The organism is Bordetella hinzii LMG 13501, from assembly GCF_001548475.1.
Classification (GTDB): domain Bacteria; phylum Pseudomonadota; class Gammaproteobacteria; order Burkholderiales; family Burkholderiaceae_B; genus Bordetella; species Bordetella hinzii.
The window spans coordinates 13,525-37,840 of record NZ_LRUJ01000039.1; the positions used below are offsets into that span (position 1 = coordinate 13,525).

The 24,316-nt window shown below is 66.1% G+C and carries 22 protein-coding genes; 19 read left to right on the forward strand and 3 right to left on the reverse strand.

Annotated elements, in window-relative coordinates:
• Positions 1-44: 44 nt before the first annotated feature.
• Entirely contained in the window at positions 45-2,642 is a 2,598-nt protein-coding gene (locus AXA74_RS19905; RefSeq protein ID WP_029581209.1) for a [protein-PII] uridylyltransferase, read from the reverse strand.
• A 25-nt stretch (positions 2,643-2,667) separates the two neighbouring features.
• Positions 2,668-3,489 (reverse strand): type I methionyl aminopeptidase, encoded by an 822-nt coding sequence (gene map, locus AXA74_RS19910; RefSeq protein WP_029581208.1) that lies wholly within the window; start codon positions 3,487-3,489, stop codon positions 2,668-2,670.
• Between the two features lie 639 nt (positions 3,490-4,128).
• Here map and rpsB point away from each other — a divergent pair.
• From rpsB to AXA74_RS19995, 17 genes are all read left to right on the forward strand, one after another.
• Positions 4,129-4,878 carry a 30S ribosomal protein S2 gene (rpsB, locus tag AXA74_RS19915; protein ID WP_029581207.1) on the forward strand — a complete coding sequence of 250 codons (750 nt, stop codon included), beginning with the start codon at positions 4,129-4,131 and terminating at the stop codon, positions 4,876-4,878.
• A gap of 148 nt (positions 4,879-5,026) precedes the next feature.
• Positions 5,027-5,899: a translation elongation factor Ts gene (tsf, locus tag AXA74_RS19920; protein ID WP_029581206.1), complete on the forward strand. Its 873-nt coding sequence runs from the start codon at positions 5,027-5,029 to the stop codon at positions 5,897-5,899.
• Positions 5,900-6,004: 105 nt separating this feature from the next.
• Positions 6,005-6,721 carry a UMP kinase gene (gene pyrH / locus AXA74_RS19925; RefSeq protein WP_029581205.1) on the forward strand — a complete coding sequence of 239 codons (717 nt, stop codon included), beginning with the start codon at positions 6,005-6,007 and terminating at the stop codon, positions 6,719-6,721.
• A gap of 13 nt (positions 6,722-6,734) precedes the next feature.
• Complete coding sequence (gene frr / locus AXA74_RS19930; protein WP_032956757.1) at positions 6,735-7,295, forward strand: ribosome recycling factor; 561 nt, start codon at positions 6,735-6,737, stop codon at positions 7,293-7,295.
• Positions 7,296-7,467: 172 nt separating this feature from the next.
• The gene (uppS, locus tag AXA74_RS19935; RefSeq protein ID WP_029581203.1) at positions 7,468-8,226 is read left to right on the forward strand and encodes a polyprenyl diphosphate synthase; all 759 of its coding nucleotides are present in this window, start codon (positions 7,468-7,470) and stop codon (positions 8,224-8,226) included.
• Between the two features lie 24 nt (positions 8,227-8,250).
• Positions 8,251-9,102: a phosphatidate cytidylyltransferase gene (locus AXA74_RS19940; RefSeq protein ID WP_029581202.1), complete on the forward strand. Its 852-nt coding sequence runs from the start codon at positions 8,251-8,253 to the stop codon at positions 9,100-9,102.
• Positions 9,099-10,298, forward strand: coding sequence for a 1-deoxy-D-xylulose-5-phosphate reductoisomerase (locus tag AXA74_RS19945; protein ID WP_029581201.1), 1,200 nt, complete (start codon positions 9,099-9,101; stop codon positions 10,296-10,298). The genes AXA74_RS19940 and AXA74_RS19945 overlap by 4 nt, the downstream gene beginning before the upstream one ends.
• A gap of 96 nt (positions 10,299-10,394) precedes the next feature.
• The gene (rseP, locus tag AXA74_RS19950) at positions 10,395-11,729 is read left to right on the forward strand and encodes an RIP metalloprotease RseP (protein ID WP_029581200.1); all 1,335 of its coding nucleotides are present in this window, start codon (positions 10,395-10,397) and stop codon (positions 11,727-11,729) included.
• 52 nt (positions 11,730-11,781) lie between these two features.
• Complete coding sequence (gene bamA, locus AXA74_RS19955) at positions 11,782-14,160, forward strand: outer membrane protein assembly factor BamA (RefSeq protein WP_095075191.1); 2,379 nt, start codon at positions 11,782-11,784, stop codon at positions 14,158-14,160.
• Positions 14,161-14,342: 182 nt separating this feature from the next.
• A complete protein-coding gene (locus AXA74_RS19960; protein WP_029581198.1) occupies positions 14,343-14,891 on the forward strand; it encodes an OmpH family outer membrane protein in 549 nt (182 codons plus the stop codon).
• 6 nt (positions 14,892-14,897) lie between these two features.
• A complete protein-coding gene (lpxD, locus tag AXA74_RS19965; RefSeq protein ID WP_029581197.1) occupies positions 14,898-15,983 on the forward strand; it encodes a UDP-3-O-(3-hydroxymyristoyl)glucosamine N-acyltransferase in 1,086 nt (361 codons plus the stop codon).
• 82 nt (positions 15,984-16,065) lie between these two features.
• Entirely contained in the window at positions 16,066-16,521 is a 456-nt protein-coding gene (gene fabZ / locus AXA74_RS19970; RefSeq protein WP_029581196.1) for a 3-hydroxyacyl-ACP dehydratase FabZ, read from the forward strand.
• Entirely contained in the window at positions 16,522-17,316 is a 795-nt protein-coding gene (lpxA, locus tag AXA74_RS19975; RefSeq protein WP_029581195.1) for an acyl-ACP--UDP-N-acetylglucosamine O-acyltransferase, read from the forward strand. It begins immediately after the preceding gene.
• Positions 17,313-18,500 carry a lipid-A-disaccharide synthase gene (gene lpxB, locus AXA74_RS19980; protein ID WP_029581194.1) on the forward strand — a complete coding sequence of 396 codons (1,188 nt, stop codon included), beginning with the start codon at positions 17,313-17,315 and terminating at the stop codon, positions 18,498-18,500. The genes lpxA and lpxB overlap by 4 nt, the downstream gene beginning before the upstream one ends.
• Positions 18,487-19,095, forward strand: coding sequence for a ribonuclease HII (gene rnhB / locus AXA74_RS19985; RefSeq protein WP_029581193.1), 609 nt, complete (start codon positions 18,487-18,489; stop codon positions 19,093-19,095). The genes lpxB and rnhB overlap by 14 nt, the downstream gene beginning before the upstream one ends.
• Positions 19,092-19,871, forward strand: coding sequence for a TrmH family RNA methyltransferase (locus AXA74_RS19990; protein ID WP_032956766.1), 780 nt, complete (start codon positions 19,092-19,094; stop codon positions 19,869-19,871). Before rnhB ends, AXA74_RS19990 begins: the two co-directional genes overlap by 4 nt.
• 71 nt (positions 19,872-19,942) lie before the next feature.
• Positions 19,943-20,338: a hypothetical protein gene (locus AXA74_RS19995; RefSeq protein ID WP_029581191.1), complete on the forward strand. Its 396-nt coding sequence runs from the start codon at positions 19,943-19,945 to the stop codon at positions 20,336-20,338.
• Between the two features lie 10 nt (positions 20,339-20,348).
• Here the strand turns inward: AXA74_RS19995 and ppsR are convergent, their stop codons facing one another.
• Positions 20,349-21,176, reverse strand: a complete 828-nt coding sequence (gene ppsR, locus AXA74_RS20000) for a posphoenolpyruvate synthetase regulatory kinase/phosphorylase PpsR (RefSeq protein ID WP_029581190.1) — start codon at positions 21,174-21,176, stop codon at positions 20,349-20,351.
• 159 nt (positions 21,177-21,335) lie between these two features.
• Here ppsR and ppsA point away from each other — a divergent pair, with 159 nt between their 5' ends.
• The gene (ppsA, locus tag AXA74_RS20005) at positions 21,336-23,702 is read left to right on the forward strand and encodes a phosphoenolpyruvate synthase (RefSeq protein WP_029581189.1); all 2,367 of its coding nucleotides are present in this window, start codon (positions 21,336-21,338) and stop codon (positions 23,700-23,702) included.
• 166 nt (positions 23,703-23,868) lie between these two features.
• Positions 23,869-24,300 (forward strand): NfeD family protein, encoded by a 432-nt coding sequence (locus AXA74_RS20010; RefSeq protein WP_029581188.1) that lies wholly within the window; start codon positions 23,869-23,871, stop codon positions 24,298-24,300.
• Positions 24,301-24,316 lie beyond the last annotated feature (16 nt).

The window sequence follows — 24,316 nt, forward strand, 5'->3', positions numbered from 1 at the left end:
TCAAGCGGCCGGGGAAAAGCCGATTGTATGCGTTTTGTCCCCGTTCAAGCCGCCTTTTGCTGGGGTTCTTCGCCGGCCAGGGCGTCCAGCACCGCATGCTCGAACTGCATCTGGGTCCGGGGGCGTTCGAGCACGGCCCCGGAAATGATGAAGACATCCTCGACCCGGTCGCCCAGGGTCATGACCTTGGCCATGATGAGGTCCACGCCGTTCTCGGCGAAGACCTTGGCCAGCGCGTAGAGCAGGCCAGGCCGGTCGGTGGCCGTCACCGACAGGCGCCAGGACTGGCTGCGTTCGTCGGGATGCAGCTCGGCTTGCGGCATGACCGGGAACACCCGCGACAGGCGCGACTGCCGGCTGCGGTGGTGGCCGTGGCTGCGTGCCAGCGGCGTGTCGCCGCGCGCCTCGCGCAGCCGTTCGCCCAGCTCGTGCTCGACCAGGGCGGCCTGGGCGCGCAGGTCGGGCAGGGTCTCGGTCGGCAGCACGATGAAGCTGTCCAGCGCCCAGCCCTGGCGCGTGGTGTGGATACGCGCGTCCTGGATGCTGAAGGCCTTGCCGTCGAAATAGCCGCAGGTATTCATGAACAGATCCGGCGTATCGCGGGTATAGACCATGATCTGCAGGCCGGCGCCCTCTTCGGTGGGGCGCACCTTGACCACGGCCTCCTCGGGCTGGGCCTGGTAATAGAGATGGCGTGTGTGCCAGGCGATCTCCGAGGCGTCATGGCGCAGGAAATAGGCCACATCCAGCTGGTTCCAGAAGGCTTCGCGCGCATCGTCGCGCAGGCCGGCCAGGCGCAGCAGCCGCGCCGCCTCCTCCTTGCGGTCGGCCAGCACGGTATGCGCATCCTGCGCGCCGCCCAGGGCGGTGAGGGTCAGGCGGTAGAGGTCTTCGAGCAGCTTGCCCTTCCAGGCGTTCCAGACCTTGGGACTGGTGCCGCGGATATCGGCCACCGTCAGCAGGTAGAGGGCGCTCAGGTGGCGCTCGTCCTTGACCTGGCGCGCGAAGTCGTTGATGACCTCGGGATCGGACAGGTCGCGCTTCTGGGCCACGGCCGACATCAGCAGGTGCTGGCGCACCAGGAACTCGACCAATTCGGCGTCCTCGGGCGCCAGGCCGTGCTCCTGCGCGAAGCGCCGCGCGTCGCGCGCGCCCAGTTCGGAGTGATCGCCGCCCCGGCCCTTGGCGATATCGTGAAAGAGCGCGGCCACATAGAGCAGCCAATGGCGGTCCAGCCCCGCCATGACCTGGCTGGCCAGCGGATATTCCGAGGCATGCTCGGGCATGGTGAAGCGGCGCAGGTTGCGGATCACCGCCAGGGTGTGCTGGTCGACCGTATAGACGTGGAAGAGATCATGCTGCATCTGCCCGACGATGCGGCGGAACACCGGCAGATAGCGCGGCAGGATGTTCAGCATGGTCATGCGGCGCAGCTCGTGCACGATGCCGCGCGGTTGCTGCAGGATTTGCAGGAACAGCTTGCGGTTGACCGGATTGCGGCGGAACTGCGCGTCGATGCGGTGGCGCGAATGCCAGATGGCGCGCAGCGTGCGCGCCGACATGCCGGTCAGCTCGGGATGCTGCTGCATGACCAGGAAGGCGCGCAGCAGCAGGGTCGGATTACGCTCGAAGCAGTCTTCGCGAATGATGTCCAGGCGTTCGTGCAGGCTGCGGAAATCTTCGTCGATGTCGCGCGCGTCGCTGTCCGGGCGCGGCAGCAGTCTTTCCTCGATGTTCTGCACCAGGATGACATTGAGCTGCGTGACCAGGCGGGCGGCCCAGTAATAGCGTTGCATCAACAGCTCGCTGGCGCGGCGCGTGGCGGTCGAGCTGATGCCGTAGACCTCGGCCAGGGCGGGCTGCAGGTCGAACAGCAGCCTGTCCTCGCGCCGCCCGGTGAGCAGGTGCAGCTCGATGCGAAGCCGCTTGAAGGCCTGTTCGGCCCGGCGCAGGTCGCGCGCCTCGGAAGCGGTCAGCAGCCCGGCCTGGGCCACGGCGCGCCAGTTGCGGCCAAAGCCGGCCGCGCGCGCCATCCACAGGATGACCTGGAGGTCGCGCAGGCCGCCGGGCGACTCTTTGCTGTTGGGTTCAAGCGCGTAGGGCGTGTCCTGGTAGCGGGCGTGGCGCTGCTGCATCTCGACCCGCTTGGCCTGGAAGAAGGCCCGGGCATCCAGCCTGGCCGTCATGGCGGCCTCGAACTGCTTCATGAGGCCGCGGCTGCCGGCCAGCCAGCGCGATTCGAGCAGCGCGGTTTCCACCGTGATATCGGCGGCGGCCTCGGCTTCGCAATCCGCCAGGGTGCGCACGCTGTGCCCGGGCTCCAGGCCCAGGTCCCAGAGCGAAGCCACCAGGGTTTCAATGGCGCCGGCCTCGCCTGCCGAGGGAGGCTGGGGCAGCAGGATGAGCAGGTCCACATCCGAGTGCGGATACAGCTCGCCGCGGCCGTAGCCGCCCACGGCGGCCAGCGTCGCCCCGGGCGGCAGCGGGCAGAGCTTGATCAAGTCGCGCAGCGCCTGGTCGACGATGCGGCGCAGCTCGGACAGCAGCGTGTCCGGGCGGTGGTGCTGGCGGAAACCGCTCACCGCCGCCGCCCTCGCGGCCTGCATGCGTTCCTTGATGGGCTGGAGATCGAGGGGGGTCATGCGGGGCCTGCGGGTGCTTGCGGGGTCAGATGGCCGGGACGATGACCGTGTCCGGTACGAAAGCGGGGGGGCGGGGCATGCCGGGCGAGATGGTCAGCACCTCGCAGCCGGTGTCGGTCACGCAGATCGCGTGCTCCCACTGGGCCGAAAGGCTGTGGTCGCGCGTGACCACCGTCCAGCCATCGGCCAGCTGGCGGATTTCGCGCCGGCCGGCGTTGATCATGGGCTCGATGGTGAACAGCATGCCGGTCTGCAGCTTCACGCCGGAGCCCGGCTTGCCATAGTGCAGCACCTGCGGGTCTTCATGGAAGCGCTGCCCGATGCCGTGTCCGCAGAACTCGCGCACCACCGAGAAGCCCTGCGCCTCGGCGTGTTTTTGAATGGCGTGGCCGACATCGCCCAGCGTGGCGCCGTTGCGCACGGCGGAAATGCCTTTCCACATGCACTCAAAGGTGATGTCGGTCAGGCGGCGGGCCAGGATGCTGGGCTCGCCCACGTAATACATGCGGCTCGTGTCGCCGAACCAGCCGTCCTTGATGATGGTGACGTCGATATTTACCACGTCCCCATTTTTCAGGGCCTTGTCGCCCGGGATGCCATGGCAGACCTGGTGATTGACCGAAGTACAGATGGCGCCGGGGAAGGGCGGGTAGCCCGGCGGCGCATACCCCACCGTGGCGGATTTCACCTTGAGTTCCTCGGTCAGGTACTGCAGGGCCAGCTTGTCGAGTTCACCCGTGGTCACGCCGGGTTTCACGTGCGGCGTCAGGAAGTCGAGAATCTTGGCGGCGTCCTGGCAGGCCGCGCGCATCTTGGCCAGATCGGCCTGGTCGGTAACTATGCCCATGTATCAGCTTGAGTATCGGCTTGGAAAAATAGTAGAATTATAGGCTTGCCTCGAAAACCGTGCCTTATTTGTATCTGCACTTGCGGGATTCTTGGATGGCCCAGGGTGCGTTGGAGCGCCGGTGCTGGTCAACTTGTCGTTGCGAAGGAACGGCGGGTCTACCGATAACCGGGCTTTGCGAGCCGCCGGGTCGTCCATGGACACGTGGGTGGACACAGCAGGGCCGTCATCGAGGTCAGGTAGTAGTAAAACAGAAATCGGGCGCGATGGGCGCGGCGCAAGCTGTCCCCATAAGGCTTCGATCACGTTTTTGAGCGGCGGTGCAGGCGCGGTGTGGGCGCCCGGATTAAGTTCGCTGGACGGAAGTCCGGCCGAAATGCCCCGGGACCTGATTCCAGGATGCCGGATTCCGCCGCCGACAAAACGGTTCGGGCTTGCCATGGCGTTGCGCCATGACGGTCGTCTGGGTTTGTCGCGCGCGTTGCGGGGTTGTCCCGGGCGTGGGCGCGATCGGCCGACCCGTTTTCTGCAACCATCCTGTCAGGCAATCATGCCGGCCAGGAAATCGCGCGTCTAGCCACCCAGGGTGCCGGTGAGCCGGTGCAGGCCAGACGCAAGACCCAACCCTCGGAGATAATTATGTCCCTCATGCGCGAAATGCTCGAAGCCGGTGTCCACTTCGGCCACCAGACCCGTTACTGGAATCCGAAGATGGCTCCCTACATCTTCGGCCACCGCAACAAGATCCACATCATCAACCTGGAACAGACCGTCGGCAAGTTCCAGGAAGCCACCAAGTTCGTCAAGCAGCTGGCTGCCCGTGGCGGCAACATCCTGTTCGTCGGCACCAAGCGCGCCGCCCGTGAGCTGGTTTCGGCCGAAGCCCAGCGCTGCGGCATGCCCTACGTCGACGCCCGCTGGCTGGGTGGCATGCTGACCAACTTCAAGACCGTCAAGAGCTCGATCAAGCGCCTGAAGGACATGGAAGCCATGGTCGCCGACGGCAGCGTCGAGCGCCTGACTAAGAAGGAAGGCCTGCTGTTCCAGCGCGAGCTGGACAAGCTGAACAAGTCGATCGGCGGCATCAAGGACATGAACGGCCTGCCCGACGCCCTGTTCGTGATCGACGTCGGCTACCACAAGATTGCTGTTGCCGAAGCCCGCACGCTGGGCATCCCGGTCGTGGCCGTGGTTGATACCAACCACTCGCCCGATGGCGTGGACTACGTCATCCCCGGCAACGACGACTCGGCCCGCGCCATCGCGCTGTATGCCAAGGGCATCGCCGACGCCGTGCTGGAAGGCCGCGAACAGAACCTGAACGGCTTGGTCGAAGAGATCGCCGAAGGCCAGGAAGAGTTCGTCGAAGTGCAGGACGGCCAGGCCTGATGCACCGAGCCGCCGGATGAAACATCCGGCGGCGATCATGCCGAGGCGGGCTCCCGCCTCAGGCCCGGCGCTGCTGGCCGGGTGTCACAACGAATCAAACCATATGCCCCGGTTCTTCCGGGGCATGTCTTAGCGAATTGGAGCAAACATGGCTGAAATTACCGCCGCCCTGGTCAAGGAACTGCGCGAGAAGACCGATGCGCCCATGATGGAGTGCAAGAAGGCCCTGACGGAAGCCGAAGGCGATCTGGCCCGTGCCGAGGAAATCCTGCGCGTCAAGCTGGGCAACAAGGCCAGCAAGGCAGCCTCCCGCGTGACCGCCGAAGGCCTGATCGGCCTGTTCATCGCGGGCAAGCAAGGCGCCGTCATCGAAGTCAACTGCGAAACCGACTTTGTTGCCAAGAACCCGGATTTCGTCGAGTTCGTCAACAAGCTGGCCGAGCTGGTCGCCACCCAGAACCCCGCCGACGTCGCCGCGCTGTCCGCGCTGCCCTTTGGCGAAGGCACCATCGAAACCACCCGCACCGCCCTGGTCGGCAAGATCGGCGAGAACATCTCGATCCGCCGCTTCCAGCGCATCGAGACCCCGGACGCCCTGGCCAGCTATGTGCACGGCGGCCGTATCGGCGTGCTGGTGGAGTACGCCGGCGCCGAAGAAGTCGGCAAGGATCTGGCCATGCACATCGCCGCGACCAAGCCCAAGGCCCTGAATGCCGACGGCGTGTCGGCCGAAGACATCGCCACCGAGCGTTCGGTCGCCGAGCAGAAGGCCGCCGAGTCGGGCAAGCCGGCTGAAATCGTCGCCAAGATGGTCGAAGGTTCGGTGCAGAAGTTCCTGAAGGAAGTCACGCTGATGTCCCAGCCCTTCGTCAAGAACGACAAGCAATCGGTCGAGCAGATGCTCAAGGAAAAGGGCGCCTCGATCAAGCAATTCGTCCTGTACGTCGTTGGTGAAGGCATCGAGAAGAAGACCACCGATTTTGCCGCTGAAGTCGCCGCCGCCGCCGCTGGCCGCGCCTGAAGCCCAAAATAGTGCCTAAGGGCCGGCGCAGGGGGGCCAAATCCTCTGTGACCGGCCTATTTCTTGTCTTACACTTTCGTCGGATCGTTTCTCGGGATATCACCTATGAGCAGCAGATCATATAAACGGGTTCTTCTCAAACTTTCCGGCGAGGCGCTGATGGGCGATGATGCTTTCGGCATCAATCGCTCCACCATCGTCCGCATGACCGATGAGATCGCCGAAGTCGCCGCCATGGGCGTCGAGCTGGCCATCGTCATCGGTGGTGGCAACATCTTCCGTGGGGTCGCCCCGGGCGCGCAGGGCATGGACCGCGCGACCGCCGACTACATGGGCATGATGGCCACGATCATGAACGCGCTTGCCTTGCAGGATGCGTTGAAGCACAAGGGTGTGGACACCCGCGTGCAATCGGCCCTGAATATCGATCAGGTCGTCGAACCCTACATCCGCCCCAAAGCCCTGCGCTACCTCGAAGAGGGCAGGGTCGTCATTTTCGCCGCCGGCACGGGCAACCCCTTCTTCACGACCGATACCGCCGCAGCCCTGCGCGGCGCGGAAATCGGCGCGGAGATCGTCCTGAAGGCCACCAAGGTCGATGGCATCTACAGCGCGGATCCCAACAAGGATCCGACGGCCACGCGCTACGCGCGCATCAGCTTTGACGAAGCGATCGTGCGCCGCCTGGAAGTCATGGACGCCACGGCCTTCGCGCTGTGCCGCGACCAGAAATTGCCTATCAAAGTGTTTTCGATCAACAAGTCCGGTGCGCTCAAGCGCGTGGTCGGAGGCGAGGACGAAGGCACTCTGGTGCACGTTTAAAAAAGGAAACACCATGAGCGTCGCAGATATTCGTAAATCGGCCGAGTCCAGGATGAGCAAGTCGCTCGACACGCTCAAGACCAACCTGGCCAAGATCCGCACCGGCCGCGCCCATACGGGCATCCTGGACCACGTGCAGGTGGAGTACTACGGTTCGCCCGTGCCGGTGGGCCAGGTCGCCAACGTCAACCTGGTCGACGCGCGCACGATCAGCGTGCAGCCCTACGAAAAGCAGATGGCCGGCCCGATCGAGAAGGCCATCCGCGAATCCGACCTGGGCCTGAACCCGGTCTCGCTGGGCGACACCATCCGCGTGCCGATGCCCCCCTTGACCGAAGAGCGCCGCCGCGACCTGACCAAGGTCGTGCGCAGCGAAGGCGAAGACGCCAAGGTCGCCGTGCGCAACCTGCGCCGCGAGGCCAACGAAGGCCTCAAGAAGCTGGTCAAGGACAAGGACATCTCCGAGGACGACGAGCGCCGCGCCCAGGACGACATCCAGAAGCTGACCGATCGCGCCGTGGCCGATATCGACAAGATGGTCGCGCAGAAAGAAGCGGAGATCATGACCGTCTGACCGGGACCCGCCACGGCCGTGAATTTGCGCTGTGGCGGTTTTTCAAGGACGATGACGTTTTGCGCCGCCGCCATGCCGCTGCCAAGCCAGGCCTGGCGGGGCAGGCAATCGGGGCGGCGCTGGTTTTTCCAAGGCTTCGCGGCCGCCCCGGGCGACGTGAGGCGCACACGACATGGCAACAAGTTCCACCCAGGCGATTCCCGAAACCGGCGCGATTCCCAAGCACGTTGCCATCATCATGGACGGCAACGGCCGCTGGGCGACGCGCCGCCATCTGCCGCGCACGGCGGGCCATGCCAAGGGCGTGCAAGCCGTGCGCCGCGTGGTCGAGGCCTGCGGCCGCCGGGGCGTGCGTTATCTGACCCTTTTTGCCTTCAGCTCCGAGAACTGGCGCCGTCCGGCCGACGAAGTGTCGCTGTTGATGCGGTTGTTCGTCCAGGCGCTGGAGCGCGAGGTCGACAAGCTGCAGGAGCAGGGTGTGCGCCTGCACGTCGTGGGCGATCTGTCGGCCTTCGAGCCGCGGCTGCAGGAGCTGATCCACGCGGCCCAGGAGCGCACCCGCGGCAATGACCGCCTGCACCTGAGCATCGCGGCCAATTACGGCGGACGCTGGGACATCCTGCAGGCCACCCGCGCCATGCTGCAGGCCGAACCCGGCCTGGCCGCCCGTCCGCAGGACATCGACGAGTCGCGGCTTGCCCAATACCTCTCCATGTCCTGGGCGCCCGAGCCCGACCTGTTCATCCGCACGGGCGGAGAGCAGCGTATTTCCAATTTTCTTATCTGGCAGCTGGCCTATACCGAGCTGTATTTCAGCGACGCCTATTGGCCCGATTTCGGCGCCGAGCAGCTCGAGGCCGCCTTCGCGTGGTACGGCGGCCGCGAACGCCGCTTCGGCCGCACGAGCGCGCAATTGAATACCGGGCGCTGACGCCAATATCCGAGGAGACGGTCCATGCTGGGTCAGCGTATTGTTACCGCCGTGGTGCTTCTGGCCGTGTTGGCTGCCACCCTGGCCAGCGCCAATCCGTGGTGGTTCATGGCCCTGCTGGCGCTGGGCGCGGCCTGCGCGGCCTGGGAATGGCTGCGGCTGACCCTGCCGCCCGGCGCCACGGTGATTGCCGTCGGCGTGCCCGCGCTGCTGTTCCTGGCCATGCTGTGGCTGGCCGATGTATGGCTGCGGGGGCAGGGCGAGGCCATCTATGTGACGGCCTGGGTGGTCAGGGGGCTGATCCCCGCCGTGGCCGCGATCTGGGTGCTGGGCGCCTTTGGCGCCGTGTATCGCGGACGTTCCGACGCGGATCCGGTCAGCCTGGGCTGGTCGGTGTTCGCGGTATTCGCCGTGCTGGCCGCCTGGTCGGCGCTGGCGCTGTTTTTCGTGCTGCGCGGCCCGGTCTACGTCGTGTCCCTGCTGGCGCTGGTCTGGGTGGCCGACATCGCCGCTTATTTCGCCGGACGCGCGTTCGGCAAGCGCAAGCTCGCGCCCAAGGTCAGCCCCGGCAAGACCGTGGCCGGCGCGGTGGCCGGGGTGGCCGGCGCGGTCCTCTGGACCGTGGGCAGCGGCTACTTCCCCGGGACCTTCGGCCAGGATCTGCTGAGCCGCGGGCTGGGCCTGGCGATTCCCGCCGCGGCCCTGCTGGGCGTATTGTCCATCGTGGGGGATCTGTTCGAGTCGCTGCTCAAGCGTCGCGCCGGGCGCAAGGACTCGAGCCAGCTCCTGCCCGGCCACGGCGGGGTCTACGACCGCATCGACGCGGTCCTGCCGGTGGCTCCTGTCGCCTTGCTCATGTCTGGAGTTCTGTTTTGAGCGGTTTCAAACGCATCGCGGTGCTGGGATCGACCGGGTCGATCGGCGACAGCACCCTGGATGTCATCGCACGCTATCCCGAGCATTTCGGGGTTTACGCCCTGTCGGCCTTCAGCCGCATGGACAAGCTGGCGGCCCAGGCGGCCGCCACCGGCGCGGCCGTCGTGGCCGTGCCCGACGATGCGGCCGCGGCACGCTTTCGCCAGGCCTGGAAGGGCGCCAGCCCCATGCCCGAGGTCCGGGTGGGCGCCCGGGCGCTCGCCGAGACGGCGGCCGATCCCGGCTGCGACACCGTCATGGCCGCCATCGTGGGCGCCGCCGGCTTGCCGGCCGCCCTGGCCGCGGCGCAATCCGGCAAGCGGGTGCTGCTCGCCAACAAAGAAGCCTTGGTGGCCGCGGGTTCGCTCTTCATGGCCGCGGTGCGCCAGTCCGGCGCCGAACTGCTGCCCATCGACAGCGAACACAACGCCATTTTCCAGTGCCTGCCGCAGTCCGGCCGTGCCGAGGCGCCGCTGGCGCCGGCGCCGGGGGTGCGCAAACTCATCCTGACGGCCTCGGGCGGGCCGTTCCGGCGCCACGATCCGGCCGACCTCGCCGATGTCACCCCCGACCAGGCCTGCGCCCATCCCAACTGGAGCATGGGACGCAAGATTTCGGTCGACTCGGCCACCATGCTGAACAAAGGGCTTGAAGTTATCGAGGCGCACTGGCTGTTCGCCATGCCGGCCGAGCGCATCGAGGTGCTGATCCATCCCCAGAGCGTCGTGCATTCCATGGTCGAGTACGAGGATGGCTCGGTGCTGGCGCAGATGGGGCAGCCGGACATGCGCACCCCGATCTCCTATGGCCTGGGTTTTCCGCAGCGCCTGAACCCCGGGGTCAGCCCGCTGGATCTGGTGAAATGGGGTCGGTTGGAATTCGAGGCCCCCGACTTGCAGCGCTTTCCCTGTCTGGCGCTGGCCTACGCGGCCCTGCGCGCGGGCCAGGCCGCCTGCGTGGCCCTGAATGCGGCCAACGAAGTCGCCGTCGCCGGCTTCCTGGAGGGCCGGCTGCCATATACCTGGATCGCGCGCGTCATCGAGGCCGCGCTCGAGTGGCAGGCCGGGCGTCCTTCTGTTACGCTTGACCGATTGACTGACGTGCTTGACCTGGATGCCGAAGTGCGCGCGTATGCCGGCAACCTTGGCCTGGCCTGATTCTTCCTTCCCGCCGTTGTTGGCGCCGGGCAGGGCGGTCAGGGCCGTCGACTCCCCGCCGGGCCGCAAGGCCCGGTTCAGTATGGGTCCGCCTACATGATTTTCACCCTGCTCGCCTTTGTCGTCGCGCTGGGCATCCTCATCACCTTCCACGAGCTTGGCCATTATTGGGTGGCACGCCTGTGCGGCGTGCGGGTGCTGCGTTTTTCCGTGGGTTTCGGCCGGGTGCTGCTGCGCCGCCGCGACCGCAATGGCACGGAATGGGCGGTCTCGGCCATCCCGCTGGGCGGCTACGTCAAGATGCAGGATGATCCGCCGCCCGGCGCCACGCCGGCGCAGGCGGCCGAGGCCTTCAATACCCAGCCCGTGGGCCGGCGTTTCGCCATCGTCGCGGCCGGCCCCATCTTCAATCTCATCCTGGCCGTCGCCCTCTACGCGGGCCTGAACATGGTCGGCACCCAGGTGCCCGCGGCCATCCTCGGCCAGCCGGCCGAGCACAGCGCCGCCGCCGCCGCGGGCGTGGCCGCCGGCGACCGCGTCGAGTCGGTCGACGGCCGCGCCGTCGCTTCATGGACCGATGCGCGCTGGCGCCTGTTCGACCGCCTGTCCTCGGGCGCCCCGGTGCAACTGGAGGTCCGCGGCGAGAACGGCGTGCCGCGCACGCTGGTGCTGGCCTTGCCGCCCGGCGAGCGCCTCGATCCCTCCGAGGCCGACCCGGTTCAGCTTGCCGGCCTGCGGCTGCAGGCGGCCAAGCCGGTGGTGCGCGGCGTGATCGCCGGCGGGGCCGGCGAGGCCGCCGGCCTGCGCGAAGGCGACCTGGTCCTGACCGCCGCCGGCCAGCCCGTGGCCGACGCTGGCGCGCTGGTGCGTGTCGTGCAGGAATATGCCGGCAAGCCGCTGGCGCTCACCCTGCGGCGCGACGGCGCCGCGCTGAGCCTGACGGTGACCCCGCGCGCCGAGACGGTGCAAGGGCAGGTCGTCGGCCGCATCGGCGTGCAGCTGGGCGGCGATGTCCCCATGGTGCTCGAGCGCTTCGGCCCGCTCGACAGCCTCTGGCGCGGCGTGCAGCGCACCTGGGACACGGCCTGGCTGTCGCTGCGCATGATGGGCCGCATGGTGCTGGGCGAGGTGTCCTGGCGCAATATCAGCGGCCCGGTCACCATCGCCGATTATGCGGGCCAGACCGCCCGCATCGGGCTCGAAGCCTATATCGCCTATCTCGCCTTGATCAGTATCAGCCTGGGCGTGCTCAACCTGCTGCCCATACCCATGCTGGACGGGGGGCATCTGCTGTACTATCTCGTCGAAATTATCAGAGGCCGTCCGGTGCCCGATCGTTGGATCGACATCGGGCAGCGTGCCGGTATCGGCTTGTTGGCGGGCCTTATGGGGTTGGCCTTGTTCAACGATTTCGCGCGCCTGTTCACCTAGGCGTGAATCGAATAAAATCCCCCGCCATTTGCACGACCAAGGATAGCAAAGGATGTCTTTTCGCCGGATGATTAATCACCAGAGGGGCGCAATGCAAAAAAGGCACACGCAACGGCATCTGCTCAAAGCCGCCAAATTGCCCAGCCTGATTGCCGCGCTGCTTTTGCCGGCCCTGGCCTATGCTTTCGACCCTTTCGTCGTGCGCGATATTCGCGTCGAGGGTATCCAGCGCACCGACGCGGGCACGGTCTTCGGCTATCTGCCCGTCAAGGTGGGCGAGAAATTCACCGAGGCCGATGCGACCGAAGCCATCCGCCGTCTCTACGGCACGGGCTTTTTCAGCGACGTGCAGATCCGCACCGAGAACAACGTCGTGGTGGTCGTCGTCCAGGAGCGGCCGACCATCGCGTCGATCAGCTTCAACGGCATGCGGGAGTTCGAGTCCAAGAACATCATCAAGTCGCTGTCGCAGGTGGGTTTCGGCGAAGGCCGCATCTTCGACCAGTCCATGCTCGAGCGTGCCCAGTACGAGCTCAAGGAACAGTACCTGAGCAAGGGCAAGTACGGCGTGGAAGTGACCGCCACCGTCACGCCGCTGCCGCGCAACCGCGTGGGCGTGAGCTTCGACGTCTTTGAAGGCGATGTCGCCAAGATCCGCGAGATCCGCATCGTCGGCAACAAGGCGTTCTCGGAAAGCGAGCTGCTGGATCAGTTCGACCTGACCACGCCCGGCTGGCTCACCTGGTACACCAATACCGACAAGTATTCGCGCGAAAAACTCGAGGGCGATGTCGAGCGCCTGCGCTCCTATTATCTCGATCGCGGCTATCTGGAATTCTCGGCCGAGCCGCCACAAGTCACCATCTCGCCCGACCGCAAGGACATCTTCATCACCCTCACCGTGCACGAGGGCGAGCCCTACAAGGTGCGCAGCGTGAAGCTGGCGGGCAACCTGCTGGGCCTGGACAGCGAGATCAACAAGCTCATCGAGCTCAAGCCCGATGAAGTCTTCTCGGCCTCCAAGGCCAACAACTCGGCCAAGGCGGTCACCGACTACCTGGGCGAGCTGGGCTACGCCTTTGCCAACGTCAACCCCAATCCGCAGCTGGATCGCGAAAAGCACGAAGCCGACGTCACTTTCTACGTCGATCCGAGCCGCCGCGTCTATGTGCGCCGTATCCAGATCGGCGGCAACACCCGTACCCGGGACGAGGTCGTGCGGCGCGAAATGCGCCAGCAAGAAGCCGCCTGGTACGATGCCGGCGACATCAAGGTCTCGCGCGACCGCGTCGACCGCCTGGGCTATTTCAACGAGGTCAACGTCAAGACCGACCCGGTGCCGGGCTCGCCCGACCAGGTCGACGTCAACGTGGACGTGAAGGAAAAGCCCACCGGCATGATCAACCTTGGCGTGGGCTACGGCTCGACCGACAAGGCCATCCTGTCGGCCGGCATCAGCGAAGACAACGTGTTCGGCAGCGGCACCAACCTGTCCTTGCAGGTCAACACCAGCCAGACCAACCGCGCCGCCGTGCTGTCGCATACCGATCCCTACTTCACCAAGGAAGGGATCAGCCGCACGACCTCGCTGTACTATCGCGTGACCGAACCCTGGAACAACAACGACGGCGACTACCGCGTCAAGGCCATGGGCCTGGGCATGAACTTCGGGGTGCCGATCTCGGAGTACGACCGCGTCTTCCTGGGCGCCAGCTTCGAGCGCAACCAGATCGATCTGTACACCAATTCGCCGCGCGCCTATCGGGACTTCGTCGACCAGTACGGCGACTCGACCAACGCCATCATTTTCAGCACCGGCTGGTCCAAGGACACGCGCGACAGCGCCCTGGCGCCGACCAAGGGCGCCTACACCCGCCTGAAGGGCGATGTCTCCACCATGGACCTGAAGTACTACCTGCTCACCGCGCAGCAGCAGTACTTCCTGCCCCTGGGCCGCAGCTACACCCTGGCGCTGAACGGCATGGTCGATTACGGCCGTTCCTATGGCGGCAAGGACTATCCGGTGATCAAGAACGTCTACGGCGGCGGCATCGGCACGGTGCGCGGCTACGACGGCGCCTCGCTGGGTCCGCGCGACGTGGATACTGGCGATTACCTGGGCGGTTCGCGCCGCATCATCGCCAACGCGCAGCTCTACCTGCCGTTCCCGGGGGCCAACAAAGACCGCACCCTGCGCTGGTTCGTCTTCGCCGACGCAGGCCAGGTCGCGGCCGGCAGCGGCATGAGCTGCACGGCGGGCAAGGCTTCCGATCCGGTCGAGGATCCTTGCGGCTGGCGTTATTCGGCGGGTATTGGCCTGTCGTGGCAGTCGCCGCTGGGTCCGCTGCAGCTGTCCTACGCGCGTCCGCTCAATGCCAAGCCGGGTGACGATAAACAGAGCTTCCAGTTCCAGATCGGCACCGGTTTCTGATGATCTGAATCAAGGTTTTGTTTAGGGCATCGATTAATACCTGCAGGCCCGATTTATTATTCGCTGGTCCAAGGGTTTATTCGTAACGGTTGAAACATGGGGTCATGGGCCAAGGCTCGCGCCCCTGCGGTTTAGTGGCACAATATTGACTTTGCCCTTTACCTTCCAAAGGTGAGATTTTCATGATGTCTGATTTCGCACTCAACACCTCGGGCCGGCGCGCCGGCAAACTGGCGACGTCCCTGGCGCTGGCGGGTGCACTGCTGTTCGGCTCGGCGGCGGTGACGACGGCGCAGGCGCAAGGCACCAAGATCGGCTTCGTGAACACGGAGCGGATCCTGCGTGAATCGGGTCCGGCGAAGGCCGCGCAAAGCAAGATCGAAGCGGAATTCAAGCGCCGAGACGACGAGCTGCAGCGCATGGGCACGCAGCTGCGCAGCCAGGCCGAGAAGTTCGACAAGGACGCCCCCGTCCTGTCGGAGTCCGATCGTGTCAAGCGCCAGCGTGAGCTGTCCAACCTGGACATGGACCTGCAGCGCAAGCGCCGCGAGTTCCAGGAAGACTTCAACCGCCGCCGCAACGAAGAGTTCTCGGGCATCGTGACCAAGGCCAATGACGCCATCAAGCGCATCGCCGAACAAGAGAACTACGACCTCATCGTCCAGGATGCCGTGACGGTCAATCCGCGCGTCGACATCACCGACAAGGTGATCCAGGCGCTGGGCCGCTGATCGTCCATGCCTGTACTGCTGGATCCTGCCCGGGCGCCGCGTCTGGACGCTTTGTTGTCCCGGGCCAGTACGCAAGGGCTGGACCCGCAGCTCGATACCGGCGGCGCGGAGCTGCCGCTGATCGCCGGTATCGGCACGCTGGCTTCCGCCGGCGCGCAGGAAATCTCCTTTCTTTCCAATCCCCGCTACCAGGGCCAGCTGGCCTCGACCGGCGCGGCCGCGGTGATCGTCACCCCGGACGTCGCCCAGGCCCAGCGCGAGCAGGGCAGTGCCCGGCTGTTCGTGGTCTGCCGGCACCCCTATCTGCTATACGCCCGGCTGGCGCAATGGTTTGACGCCGAACGGCGCGGCCTGCCGGCCGCCGGCGTGCACCCCAGCGCGGTGGTCGCCGGGGATGCCGTCATCGAGGACGGCGCCAGCGTGGGCCCGCAATGCGTGATCGAGTCAGGTGCCGTCATCGGCCGCGGCGCCGTCATCGGCCCGGCCTGTGTGATCGGCAAGGGCAGCCGCGTGGGTCCGGACAGCCGCCTGAGCGCCCGCGTGACCCTCTATGACGGCGTGACCATCGGCGCGCGCGCCATCGTGCATAGCGGCGTGGTGCTGGGCGCCGACGGCTTCGGCTTCGCGCCCGATCCCACCCTGGGCAAGGGCGCCTGGGGTAAGATTCCGCAATTGGGCGGGGTAACGATCGGTGACGACGTCGAGATCGGCGCCAACACTACCATCGACCGCGGCGCCCTGGAAGACACCGTCATCGGCAATGGCGTGAAGCTCGATAACCTGATCATGATCGCGCACAACGTGCGCATCGGCGCGCATACGGCGATCGCGGCCTGCACCGGCGTGGCCGGTTCGACCACGATAGGCGAGCGTTGCATCGTGGGCGGGGCGGCCATGTTCTCGGGCCACCTGAGCATCTGCGACGACGTGACGATCTCGGGCGGCACGCCCGTGACGTCGAGCATCAGCAAGCCCGGCCGCTATACCGGTGTCTATCCGTATGCCGAACACGGCGAGTGGCAACGCAACGCCGCCGTGATACAACAGCTGGCCCAATTGCGTCGCCGGGTGCGCACGCTCGAAAAAGCGTAAGGCCCGCGCGGCGGAACATGTTTACGCGAGGCCGTCCGCGGGCGGCCTCGCGCCATCTATTCATATCGCAGGAACGAAAGTCATGGAACTCGACATCAAGGGGATTATGGAGCGTCTGCCGCATCGCTATCCGATGCTGCTGATCGACCGGGTACTGGAAATGGTGCCTGGTAAATCCATCGTGGCCGTCAAGAACGTCTCCATCAATGAACCTTTCTTCAATGGCCATTTTCCCCATCACCCGGTGATGCCGGGCGTGCTCATCGTCGAGGCAATGGCCCAGGCTTCGGCCTTGTTTTCGTTTACCGACGACAACGGCGGCCTGAAGTGCGAGGGCAGCAAGACGGCGTATTATCTGGTGGGTATAGACGGTGCGCGTTTCCGCCGTCCGGTGGTGCCGGGCGACCAGCTGCGCATCGAAGTCGAAGCCGAGCGCCTGAGCCGCACCATCTGCAAGTACCAGGGACGGGCCCTGGTGGATGGACAGCTGGTGGCCGAGGCCAAACTGATGTGCGCCATTCGCAGTCTGGAAGAGTAAATGTCCGCAAACATTCATCCCACCGCGGTGGTCGACCCGGCCGCCCGCATCGACAGTTCGGTCACGATAGGCCCGTATAGCGTGGTGGGTCCCGATGTGACCATCGGCGCCGGCACCGAAATCGGCCCGCACTGCGTCATCGATGGCGTGACCACCATCGGACGGGATAATCGCTTCTACCGCTTTTGCTCCATTGGCGGCATGCCGCAGGACAAGAAGTACGCAGGCGAGGCGACCCGGCTGGTGATCGGTGACCGCAATACGGTGCGCGAGTTCACCACCTTCAATACCGGCACGGTGCAGGATGGCGGCGTGACCACGCTGGGCAATGACAATTGGATCATGGCCTATGTGCATATCGCCCATGACTGCCACATCGGCAGCAACACCATCCTGGCCAACTCTGTCCAGCTGGGCGGCCATGTGCACGTGGGCGATTGGGCCATCGTCGGCGGCCTGACCGGCGTGCACCAGTTTTCCAAGATCGGCGCGCACAGCATGACGGGCGGCAACAGTTCGCTCATGCAGGATACGCCGCCCTATGTGCTGAGCGCGGGCAATCCCTGCCGTCCGGTGGGGATCAATGTCGAGGGCCTGAAGCGCCGCGGCTTTTCGCCGGCCAGCATCTCGGCGCTGCGCGAGGCCTACAAGATCCTGTACCGGCGCGGCCTGGCGCTGGACGAGGCGCGCGCCGAACTGCGGGCCCGCCAGCAATCCGAGCCCGATGTCGCCGAGGTCCTGCAGGTGCTGCTGGACTTCCTGGACGCTTCCAACCGCGGCATCATCCGTCCATGAGCCTGTCCATAGGCATGGTGGCCGGCGAGCCTTCGGGCGACCTGCTGGCCGGGCGGATCATCGGGGGCCTGCAAGCGCGGGCCCCCGATGTGCATTGCGCCGGCATAGGCGGGCCGCAGATGCAGGCCAGGGGTTTCGAGGCCTGGCATCCCATGCACGCGCTGTCCGTCTTCGGCTATGTCGATGCGCTCAAGCGCATTCCCAGCCTGCTGTCCATTTACGGCGACACCAAGCGGCGCCTGCTGGCGGCGCGGCCGGCGGCATTCGTCGGCATAGACGCGCCCGATTTCAATTTGCGCCTGGAGCTGCAGTTGCGCCAGGCGGGTATCCCGACCGTGCACTTCGTGGGCCCCTCGATCTGGGCCTGGCGCTACGAGCGCATCCACAAGATACGCGCCGCCGTCTCCCATATGCTGGTGCTCTTTCCCTTCGAGGAGGAGATCTACCAGAAGGAAGGCATACCGGTGACCTACGTGGGCCATCCGCTGGCCGGCGTCATCCCCATGCGGCCCGATCGCGAGGCGGCCCGTGCCCGCCTGGGCCTGCAGTCCGGCGAGCGCGTGCTGGCCATCCTGCCGGGCAGCCGTTCTTCCGAAATCCGCATCCTGGCGCCGCGTTTCCTGGCGGCGGCCCAGATCCTGCTGCGCAACGATCCGGCGCTGCGCTGCGTGGTGCCCATGGTCAACCCCCAGCGCCGCGCCGAGTTCGAACAGATCCTGGCGCAGTATCCCGTGCCCGGGCTGCGCTGCGTGACTGTCGAGGACGTGCAGGAAGATACCGGCACGCCGGTGGCCTGGAGCGTCATGGAGGCCGCCGACGCCGTGCTGGTGGCCAGCGGCACGGCCACGCTGGAGACGGCCTTGTACAAGCGTCCCATGGTGATTTCCTATGTGCTGTCGCCCTGGATGCGGCGCATCATGGCCTGGAAATCCGGCCAGCAGCGGCCGTATCTGCCGTGGGTGGGGCTGCCCAATGTGCTGCTCAAGGACTTTGCGGTGCCCGAGCTGCTGCAGGACGACGCCACGCCCGAGAAACTGGCCGAGGCCACCTGGGCGTCCCTGACGGACAAGGACAATGCGGCACGTATCGAGGCGCGCTTTACGGCCCTGCACGAGGCGCTGTTGCGCGATACGCCCGCGTTGGCCGCGCAGGCCATCCTGGAGGTCGCCCATGGCCCAGGCTGATCTGTTCGGCGAGCCCGTCTATCCGGTGCACGGCGTGGCCGGCATCGACGAGGCGGGCAGGGGCCCCCTGGCCGGCGCGGTCTACGCCGCCGCGGTCATGCTCGATCCGGACCGGCCTATCGAGGGCCTGGCGGATTCCAAGGTGTTGAAGGCCGAGCGGCGCGAAGCCCTGGCCGAGGAAATCAAGGCCGGCGCGCTCGCCTGGTGCATCGCCAGCGCCAGCGTCCAGGAGATCGACAGCCTCAATATTCTGCGCGCCACGCTGCTGGCCATGGAGCGCGCGGTGCTGGGCCTGGGCAGAGCGCCGCAGGTGGCGCTGGTCGATGGCAACCAGGCGCCGCGCCTGCGCTGCACGGTGCAGACCGTCATCAAGGGCGACGCCCTGGTGCCGGCCATTTCGGCGGCCTCCATCCTGGCCAAGACCGCGCGCGACAGCGACCTGCTGCGCCTGCATGCGCTCTATCCGCAGTACGCCTTCGACCAGCACAAGGGATATGGCACGGCCCTGCACCTGGAGCGCCTGCGCGCCCATGGCCCTTGTCCCGAACACCGGCGCAGCTTTGCGCCCATCAAGGCTTTCGGCGTCCTGGCATGAAGTTCATTTCCTCGCGCGACAATCCCGCCGTCAAGGCGCTTTACCGCCTGGCCGAGCAGGCTGGCAGGCGCGGGGCGCCCGTGCTGCTCGAAGGCGTGCATCTGTGCCAGGCCTGGCTGGCGCGCCATGGCGCGCCGGAGCAGGCGGTATTCGACGCCGGGCGCCTGGACCATCCCGAGCTGGCCGAGTTGGCGCGCCAGGTGCCCGAAGCGCGCTGCCTGGCGCTGGACGCGCGCCTGATGCGCGGCCTGGGCAGCGTCGAAGCCGACCAGGGCGTGGCCTTCGTGGTGAGGGCGCCGCAGCCGGAGCTGCCGCCGCACATCAACGCCAACTGTGTCCTCCTGGACCGCATCCAGGATCCCGGCAATGTGGGCAGTCTGCTGCGCACCTGCGCGGCGGCCGGCATCCGCCTGGCCTTCCTGGCCACCGGCACCGCGGCCGCCTGGTCGCCCAAGGTGCTGCGCAGCGGCCAGGGCGCGCACTTCGCGCTGGAGATCCACGAGCATGTGGACCTGCTGGCCTTGCAGGACCGCCTGCGGCTGCCGCTGGCGGTCACGTCCCTGGAGCAGTCCGAGGACCTCTTTGCCACGGCGCTGCCGCCGGCCCTGGCCTGGGTGTTCGGCCACGAAGGGCAGGGCGTGGATCCTGCCCTGCAGGCGCGGGCCGGTCTGCGCCTGCGCATCCCGCACGACGCCCAGGCGGTCGAGTCGCTCAATGTGGGCGCCGCCGCCGCCATCTGTCTGTTCGAACAGCGGCGCCAATCGATGGCGCCCTGATGCCCTCGCTCCCGCGCCCGGCTTTCGCTATGCTGGCGGGCATTCAATATGAGCGAAAGGGAGCGCCCTCAATGAATCGATTTTTTCGCGCCGCGCGCGGGCTGGCCGGCGCTGCGCTGGTGCTGGGCCTGCTTGCCTGCGCCAGCCACGAGCGCGCCGCCATGGTGCCCGTGCGCGGCGGCGAGGGGGATCGCATCGTGATCCTGCCGCGCGCCGTGCCGGCCGCCCTGTCGGGTGACGACGGCCGCAGCCTGCCGGAAGACTCACGCTGGCGGCGGATCGGCGCGCTCGCCCAGGGCGATGTTTACCGCCGCCTGGACGCGCGTTTCGTGGTGCGCGCCGAAGGCCGCGAGCGCGAAGCCTATCTGGTCGAATCCAATGGCCGGCTCATGGGGTATTACCTGCCGGCCGAAAGCTGGTTCGTCCCCCTGTCTTCGCCCGTGCGCATGCCGTCCTGGCAGCGCTGAGCGCCCCGGTTCAGTAGCGGCCCAGTCCGACTTCCTGCAGCACCGTGGTGGCGATCTCCTCGATGGATTTGGTGGTGGTCGACAGCCACGAAATGCCTTCGCGCCGCATCATGCGCTCGGCCTCGGCGACCTCGTAGCGGCATTGCTCGAGGGTGGCGTATTGACTGTTGGGCCGCCGTTCATTGCGGACTTCGGCCAGGCGGTCGGGCTGGATGGACAGCCCGAAGAGCTTGTTGCGATAGGGCGCGATGGTCTTGGGCAGGCTGTTGCGCTCGAAATCATCGGGCGTGAGCGGGAAGTTGGCCGCCTTGATGGCGTATTGCATGGCCAGGTAGAGGCTGGTAGGGGTCTTGCCGCAGCGCGAGACGCCCACCAGGATGACATCGGCCTGGTCCAGCTGGTTGACGAACTGCCCGTCGTCGTGGGCCAGGCTGAAATTGATGGCGTCGATACGGTTGCGGTATTTCTCGGAATCGGCCGCCATGTGGGAGCGGCCGATCGAATGGCTGGACTTCAGGCCGAGCGCCTGCTCGATATGGCTGACAAAGGTGCCGAACAGGTCCAGGAAGATGCCATTGGCCTGTCGCACCCGGGCGAGGATCTCGGGGTTGACCAGGGTGCTGAAGACGATGGGCGGCAGGCCGGTCTCGTCGGCATTGCGGTTGATCCGGGCGGCCGTCTCGTCGGCCTTCTCCAAGGTATCGATAAATGGTAGCCGGATAGGCTTGAATTCGACCTGGTCGAATTGCGAAAGCACGGAATGGCTGAAGGTTTCCGCGGTGATGCCGGTGCTATCGGAGACGATGTAGACAGTGCGGACTATCGGGCTTGCGGTCATATGTAAAAAATTCCAACCAGGGAAGGGCTAGGGACTACCCGAACGAGTACAATCAGACCCCTGAAAAGTCACCCCAAGGGCACCAAGGCCAGTTTGGTCAGCGCAGGGTTTATCTGTCCTGACCAAACTCGCTTTCTTCCATTGTAAAAGGTGACTTCAATGTCGTATGTCGTTAGTTTCGAGCAGCTCCGCATGTCGGATGTGGACTCGGTAGGAGGCAAGAACGCATCACTTGGCGAAATGATCAGTCAGCTGTCCGGCGCGGGCGTCCGCGTCCCGGGCGGCTTTGCCACGACCGCGCAGGCCTTTCGGGACTTCCTGACGGCGTCGGGGCTGGATAAGCGTATCGCAGAACGCCTGGCCACGCTCAATCCCGAGGATGTGCGCGAGCTGGCCGTGGCCGGCGCCGAAATCCGCCAATGGATCATCGATGCGCCGTTCTCGCCGGCGTTCGAGCAGGCCATCCGCGAAAACTTCGCCAAGCTGGACGCCGACGGCAAGGGGTCGTTTGCCGTGCGCTCCTCGGCCACCGCCGAGGATCTGCCCGACGCTTCGTTCGCCGGCCAGCAGGAGACCTTCCTGAACGTCGTCGGCATCGATGACGTGCTGGACAAGATCCGCCATGTGTTCGCCTCGCTGTACAACGACCGCGCGATCTCCTATCGCGTGCACAAGGGCTATGCCCACGCCGAAGTCGCCCTGTCGGCCGGCGTGCAGCGCATGGTGCGCTCCGACAAGGGCAGCGCCGGCGTGATGTTTACCATCGACACCGAGTCGGGCTTTGAAGAGGTCGTGTTTATCACCTCGTCCTATGGCCTGGGCGAGACGGTGGTGCAGGGCGCGGTCAATCCGGACGAGTTCTACGTCTTCAAGCACGCCCTGCAGGCCGGCCACTATCCCATCCTCAGCCGCCGCATCGGTTCCAAGCTCATCAAGATGGAATTCGACCCCGAGCGCAGCGAAGGCCGCGCCGTGCGCACCGTGGATGTGCCCGTCTCCGAACGCAACCGCTACTCGCTGACCGACGACGAGGTCATCGAGCTTGCGCGCTATGCCGTCATCATCGAGAAGCACTACCAGCGCCCCATGGACATCGAATGGGGCCGTGACGGCGTGGACGGCAAGATCTACATCCTGCAGGCGCGTCCGGAAACCGTGAAGTCGCAGCAGAACGGCAATGACGTGCAGCAGCGCTACCGCCTGAAAGCCACCGGCCATGTGCTGGCCACGGGCCGCGCCATCGGCCAGAAGATCGGCGCGGGCCCGGTGCGCATCGTCGCCGACGTGTCCGAGATGGACAAGGTCCAGCCGGGCGACGTGCTGGTGACCGACATGACCGACCCCAACTGGGAGCCGGTGATGAAGCGGGCTTCGGCCATCGTCACCAACCGCGGCGGGCGCACCTGCCACGCCGCCATCATCGCGCGCGAACTGGGCATCCCGGCCGTCGTGGGCTGCGGCGACGCCACCGACATTCTCAAGGAGGGCCAGCCGGTCACGGTCTCCTGCGCCGAGGGCGACGAAGGCCGGATCTACGACGGCCTGATCGAAACCGAAGTCGAGGAAGTGCGCCGCGGCGCCATGCCGCCGATCGACGTCAAGATCATGATGAACGTGGGCAATCCCCAGCTTGCCTTCGACTTCGCGCAGATCCCGAATTCCGGCGTGGGCCTGGCCCGCCTGGAGTTCATCATCAACAACAACATCGGCATCCACCCCAAGGCCGTGCTCGATTATCCCAATGTGGACGGCGAGCTCAAGAAGGCGGTGGAGTCGGCGGCCCGCGGTCATGCCAGCCCGCGCGCCTTCTTCGTCGAGAAGCTGGCCGAAGGCGTGGCGACCATCGGCGCGGCCTTCTGGCCCAAGTCGGTCATTGTGCGCATGTCGGACTTCAAGTCCAATGAGTACCGCAAGCTGGTGGGCGGCTCGCGCTACGAGCCCGAGGAAGAGAACCCCATGCTGGGCTTCCGCGGCGCCTCGCGCTATATCGCCGAAGACTTCGCCGAGTGCTTCCGCATGGAATGCGAGGCCCTGAAGAAGGTCCGCGACGAAATGGGCCTGACCAACGTCGAGATCATGGTGCCTTTCGTGCGCACCGTCGGCCAGGCGCGCAAGGTGGTCGAGCTGCTGGCCGCCCACGGCCTGAAGCGCGGCGAAAACGGTCTGCGCCTGATCATGATGTGCGAAGTGCCGTCCAATGCCATCCTGGCCGAGCAGTTCCTGGAGTACTTCGACGGCTTCTCGATCGGCTCGAACGACATGACCCAGCTCACCCTGGGCCTGGATCGGGATTCCGGCATGGAATTGCTGGCCGCCGATTTCGACGAGCGCGACGACGCGGTCAAGTTCATGCTGCGCCGGGCCATCCAGGCCTGCCTGGCGGCCAACAAATACGTCGGCATCTGCGGCCAGGGCCCCAGCGATCATCCGGATTTCGCCCAGTGGCTCAAGGACGAAGGCATTCTGTCCATGTCGCTGAACCCGGACACCGTGGTCGACACCTGGCAGCAATTGGCCAAGTCCTGACGCGGCGCGCCCGTGGATGAAGGCGGCAGCCCTTGGGGCTGCCGCCTTTTTTTGCGTGGCGGGTCCAGGCAGGGGCGTTGCCGCCTGGGAGGCGCGATATCGGAGCGCGCCCGGACGCCCGGGAGCCCGTACAATCGAAGACATTGGTTTCCCGGGAGGGGCGTTCATGTGGATCTGGTTCGGCCTGGCGGCGGCGGCCCTGATAGGCGAAGTGGCCTCGGGTACCTTTTATCTGCTTCTGGTGGCGGTGGGGCTGACGGCGGCTGGCCTGGCGGCCTGGGCCGGCCTGGCGCTGGAGTGGCAGCTGCTGGCCTGCGCGCTGGTCGCCCTGCTGGGCCTGCTGGTGCTGCGCCGCCGGGGCATCCTCAAGAAGCGCGAGATCGATGCCGCGCGCAATGCCGATGTCAACCTGGACATTGGCCAGACTGTCAATGTTGAGTATTGGTCTGATGCCGGCGGCGCCCGTGTGCAGTACCGCGGCGCATCGTGGCAGGCCCGGCTGGCCGATGGCCAGCCGCGGCGGCCGGGCCCGCATGTCATCACTGAAATCCATGGCGCGGTGCTGGTGCTCGCGCCCAAGTCCGACCCGGCCCGCTGAGGCGGCGCCGGGTTAT

What these genes read in the sequence shown, in the direction of transcription:
- AXA74_RS19940 (WP_029581202.1), top strand. Translation starts at nt 8,251, where the DNA reads ATGCTGGGTCAGCGTATTGTTACCGCCGTGGTGCTTCTGGCCGTGTTG.
- lpxA (WP_029581195.1), top strand. Translation starts at nt 16,522, where the DNA reads ATGTCCGCAAACATTCATCCCACCGCGGTGGTCGACCCGGCCGCCCGC.
- rseP (WP_029581200.1), top strand. Translation starts at nt 10,395, where the DNA reads ATGATTTTCACCCTGCTCGCCTTTGTCGTCGCGCTGGGCATCCTCATC.
- tsf (WP_029581206.1), top strand. Translation starts at nt 5,027, where the DNA reads ATGGCTGAAATTACCGCCGCCCTGGTCAAGGAACTGCGCGAGAAGACC.
- ppsA (WP_029581189.1), top strand. Translation starts at nt 21,336, where the DNA reads ATGTCGTATGTCGTTAGTTTCGAGCAGCTCCGCATGTCGGATGTGGAC.
- AXA74_RS20010 (WP_029581188.1), top strand. Translation starts at nt 23,869, where the DNA reads ATGTGGATCTGGTTCGGCCTGGCGGCGGCGGCCCTGATAGGCGAAGTG.
- rpsB (WP_029581207.1), top strand. Translation starts at nt 4,129, where the DNA reads ATGTCCCTCATGCGCGAAATGCTCGAAGCCGGTGTCCACTTCGGCCAC.
- bamA (WP_095075191.1), top strand. Translation starts at nt 11,782, where the DNA reads ATGTCTTTTCGCCGGATGATTAATCACCAGAGGGGCGCAATGCAAAAA.
- fabZ (WP_029581196.1), top strand. Translation starts at nt 16,066, where the DNA reads ATGGAACTCGACATCAAGGGGATTATGGAGCGTCTGCCGCATCGCTAT.
- lpxB (WP_029581194.1), top strand. Translation starts at nt 17,313, where the DNA reads ATGAGCCTGTCCATAGGCATGGTGGCCGGCGAGCCTTCGGGCGACCTG.
- frr (WP_032956757.1), top strand. Translation starts at nt 6,735, where the DNA reads ATGAGCGTCGCAGATATTCGTAAATCGGCCGAGTCCAGGATGAGCAAG.
- AXA74_RS19995 (WP_029581191.1), top strand. Translation starts at nt 19,943, where the DNA reads ATGAATCGATTTTTTCGCGCCGCGCGCGGGCTGGCCGGCGCTGCGCTG.
- pyrH (WP_029581205.1), top strand. Translation starts at nt 6,005, where the DNA reads ATGAGCAGCAGATCATATAAACGGGTTCTTCTCAAACTTTCCGGCGAG.
- ppsR (WP_029581190.1), bottom strand. Translation starts at nt 21,176, where the DNA reads ATGACCGCAAGCCCGATAGTCCGCACTGTCTACATCGTCTCCGATAGC.
- map (WP_029581208.1), bottom strand. Translation starts at nt 3,489, where the DNA reads ATGGGCATAGTTACCGACCAGGCCGATCTGGCCAAGATGCGCGCGGCC.
- AXA74_RS19990 (WP_032956766.1), top strand. Translation starts at nt 19,092, where the DNA reads ATGAAGTTCATTTCCTCGCGCGACAATCCCGCCGTCAAGGCGCTTTAC.
- uppS (WP_029581203.1), top strand. Translation starts at nt 7,468, where the DNA reads ATGGCAACAAGTTCCACCCAGGCGATTCCCGAAACCGGCGCGATTCCC.
- AXA74_RS19960 (WP_029581198.1), top strand. Translation starts at nt 14,343, where the DNA reads ATGATGTCTGATTTCGCACTCAACACCTCGGGCCGGCGCGCCGGCAAA.
- rnhB (WP_029581193.1), top strand. Translation starts at nt 18,487, where the DNA reads ATGGCCCAGGCTGATCTGTTCGGCGAGCCCGTCTATCCGGTGCACGGC.
- lpxD (WP_029581197.1), top strand. Translation starts at nt 14,898, where the DNA reads ATGCCTGTACTGCTGGATCCTGCCCGGGCGCCGCGTCTGGACGCTTTG.
- AXA74_RS19905 (WP_029581209.1), bottom strand. Translation starts at nt 2,642, where the DNA reads ATGACCCCCCTCGATCTCCAGCCCATCAAGGAACGCATGCAGGCCGCG.